Below are 3255 nucleotides of genomic sequence, written 5' to 3' on the forward strand. Positions count from 1 at the left end.
CGATGAGGGGTCTGCACCCGCCGTGATCCTAGATGCTGCCCGCGCCGCCGCCAGCCGGCTGTTCTCGCCTGAATTCCGTTTCGTCTTCCTCAAGACGCTGGGGCTGACGCTGCTCGCTCTGCTGGCGCTGTGGGTCGGCGCCGAGAGCCTGCTCGAATGGCTGGCCTGGCCGTGGCTGCAGACGCTGCTGCCGGGCCTGCCGTCCTGGGCCGGGTGGCTGGGCGGCATCATCGCCGGCATTGTCCTGGCGGTGGGGATGGCCTTGCTCATCGCGCCTGTGACGGCGATCGTTGCCGGCCTGTTCCTCGACGATATCGCCGAAGTCGTCGAGCGCACCGACTATCCCGACGATCCGCCCGGCCGCGCCGTGCCGGCGCTGCATTCGCTGGCGCTGGCGATCAAATTCTTCGGCGTGGTGGTTCTCGGCAACATCGTCGCGTTGCTCTTGCTGCTGGTGCCGGGCGTCAACATTGCCGCCTTCTTCATCGTCAACGGCTATCTGCTCGGCCGCGAATTCTTCGAATTCGCCGCCATGCGTTTTCGCCCTGAAGCCGAGGCCAAGGCGCTGCGCCGCAAATATGCCGGCACGGTGTTTCTGGCCGGACTGGTCATTGCCCTGTTCCTCGCCGTGCCGCTGCTCAACCTTCTGACGCCGCTTTTCGCGGCCGCCATGATGGTGCATCTGCACAAGGCGGTTTCGGCGCGGGGCCCGGTCTAGTCCTGCTCCTTGCCCTCCCGGAACAGCGCCTGCAGCTTGCCGAACGGCATTGCCGCCCGGGTGAAGCCGAAAGTGCCGTCCTGTTGGATCTCGCGCGCCGCCGTCTCCAGCATGCCATAGGCGAAACTGGTCAGCCACGGCCCGAGCGAGATGCGCTTGACGCCGGCCATGGCGAGGTCGGCGACGGTGAAACCGGGGCGGGCCATCACATTGACCGGCCGGCTCACCGACGAGCAGATCGTGCGCACCATGTCGACGTCGCTGATGCCTGGCGCATAAAGCACATCGGCGCCGGCCTTCTCGAAGGCCTGCAGCCGCTTGATCGTGTCGTCGAGGTCCGTCTTGCCCCAGAGGAAATTCTCGGCCCGCGCGGTGAAGACGAAATCGTGCTTGAGCGCCCGGGCCGCCTCGACGGCGGCCGCGACGCGTTCGGTCGCATGAGAGAAATCGTAGATCGGGTTGGCGGGGTCGCCCGTGTGGTCCTCGATCGAACAGCCGGCGAGCCCGGCGGCTTCCGCCGCGAAGATCGTTTCGGCGGCCTGCTCGGGGCTGTCGCCCTTGCCGCGTTCGAGATCGGCCGAAACCGGCAGGTCGGTTGCCGCGGTCACGTCGCGGCAATGGTGGATCATGGCTTCGAAGGTCACGGCGCCGTCCGGCAGGCCGCGCGAGAAGGCGAAGCCGGCGCTGGTCGTGGCCAGCGCCTTGAAGTCGAAGGAAGCGAGAAGCTTGGTCGTGCCTATGTCCCAGGGGTTGGGCATGACGAAGGTGGAGGCATGCAGATCGCGAAAAATCTTGCCCTTGTCCATGGCGGATCCTCAATCATGAGCGGGGTTATGCGGGGAATTTATCGCGGCCGTTCCCCCCGGGCAAACGAATGCGGCTGGCTCAGAAGCGTTTCTCGTTCTCTGCTGACAATTTCTCGAATGCGTCGGAATTCCGAACGTATCGCGATCCGGTCTTGTCCCAGTGATAGGTGACGGAAATGTCGTGCGAGACTGCCTTGGGCGCCGGCTCCTCGCAGCTTTCACCGCTGGGCTTGGTGGCGTCGGTCACGGTCACCCTGATCGCGGCATAGGGCTTTTCACTTCCGCGCGTCTGGAAGGAAAGGTCCTGGGTGCGTTTGTAGGCGCAGACATTCTCGTCGAATGTGTTGATCTGGTCGATCGGTTCGAACCGATCGTTGCGGACCAGGATCAGGATCGTGCCGACATAGCCCTGGTTCGAATTGAAATGCGTGCTCATGGTAATGAGCGCGTCGTCGCCGGGACCGATCGCGAGCTTTCCCGGATCGCGAAAATAAGTGCCCTGGTCGGTTCCGACATTGACGGCGTCGAGCAGCTTCGGCTTGCCGGTGAGGTCGTAGAGCGCCAGCACGGCAAATCCCTCGGCGCTGTCTTGCGCCTGGCCGAGGTCGAGAAGCATCGCCAGCCGCTCCTTGCCGCCGGCCTTGATGGCCAGCACCGCAGCATTCGGCAGGTTGATGGTTTCGGGCGCCGATCCGCCATCGTTGCCGCCGAGGATGTCACGCATCTCGATCGGTGCGCTGCCGTTATAGAAACCGTTATCGCCGGCCTGGAGGTCAGGCACGATCATTTTGGCAAGGTCGAAATAGGTGGCGTCCTGATGTCCGGGAATGGTGCTGCTGAGTTCCGGAAAACTGACGGCTTCGGCGCGCGCGACCGTCCATATGGAAGGCAGCAGCAGGCAGGCGAGCATGAGACGGGATAGAATGGAAATCATCGAAAAACACCCCCGGGCCGCACGCTAGCACGGAGTCCTGAAGTGTACAGCCGATCAGCGGATCGGCACCAGCTTTGCCAGTTCCCGCATGTCGTCGAATAATATGCCGCCGGCCGCCGCGAGGCCGTCACGGTCGGTGAACGGATCGGCGTGGTAGGAGAAAACGCGCATGCCGGCGGCTATGCCGGCTTGCGTTCCCGCGACGCTGTCCTCGATGACGATGCAGTCGACCGGCGCGAAGCCCGTCGTCTTGGCCGCATGCAGGAAGAGGTCCGGGAACGGCTTGCCGCGCCCGACCATGGTGGAGGAGAACATGGCGTGCGCGAACAGCGGCAAAAGCCCGGTTTGGCCGAGCGTGATATGCATTTTCGAGACCCGAGCCGAGGAGGCGACGCAATAGGCGATGCCGGCCGCGCGGACGGCTTCGACGAACTCACGCACATAAGGGATCGCCTCGACGCCGTGCGAAAAAAGATCCGGCAGGCCGGCATTCCAGCGCTCGACGAAGTCGGCGCCGAGTCTGACCTCGGTCGCCTCTTCGATCTCTTTTTGCACCGAGACCATGCTGCGGCCGGAGAAGTGCTTTCGGCAATATTCGAAGTTCGTCGCAAAGCCGGCGGCGCTCAGCCATTCGGCGAGGCGCCGATTGGCAAGGTTTTCCGTGTCGACCAGGATCCCGTCGCAGTCGAAAATGACCAGTTTTGGAACTTGCATTAGGCGGTGCCGGTCGACCCGAAACCGCCCGCGCCGCGCGTCGTGCCGCCGGCCAGCGCGCGCTCCTCGACCGTGACCTGGGT

The 3255-nt window shown here is 64.2% G+C and carries 4 protein-coding genes; 1 reads left to right on the plus strand and 3 read right to left on the minus strand.

What is annotated here, in order from left to right; genetic code table 11:
* Nucleotides 1-22 precede the first annotated feature (22 nt).
* Nucleotides 23-718 (plus strand): sulfate transporter family protein, encoded by a 696-nt coding sequence (locus tag EOA27_RS28860; protein WP_126079737.1) that lies wholly within the window; start codon nucleotides 23-25, stop codon nucleotides 716-718.
* On the opposite strand, the gene EOA27_RS28865 is transcribed toward EOA27_RS28860, so the two are convergent.
* The 3 genes from EOA27_RS28865 to EOA27_RS28875 form a co-directional block, all read right to left on the minus strand.
* Nucleotides 715-1524, minus strand: a complete 810-nt coding sequence (locus EOA27_RS28865) for an oxaloacetate decarboxylase (protein ID WP_127257822.1) — start codon at nucleotides 1522-1524, stop codon at nucleotides 715-717. The two genes, EOA27_RS28860 and EOA27_RS28865, sit on opposite strands and share 4 nt — an antisense overlap.
* Before the next feature lie 79 nt (nucleotides 1525-1603).
* Complete coding sequence (locus EOA27_RS28870) at nucleotides 1604-2458, minus strand: hypothetical protein (RefSeq protein ID WP_126079735.1); 855 nt, start codon at nucleotides 2456-2458, stop codon at nucleotides 1604-1606.
* A 54-nt stretch (nucleotides 2459-2512) separates the two neighbouring features.
* Nucleotides 2513-3172, minus strand: coding sequence for an HAD family phosphatase (locus EOA27_RS28875; protein ID WP_126079734.1), 660 nt, complete (start codon nucleotides 3170-3172; stop codon nucleotides 2513-2515).
* Nucleotides 3173-3255: the final 83 nt, after the last annotated feature.

The organism is Mesorhizobium sp. M2A.F.Ca.ET.037.01.1.1 (genome assembly GCF_003998075.1).
Lineage (GTDB): Bacteria > Pseudomonadota > Alphaproteobacteria > Rhizobiales > Rhizobiaceae > Mesorhizobium.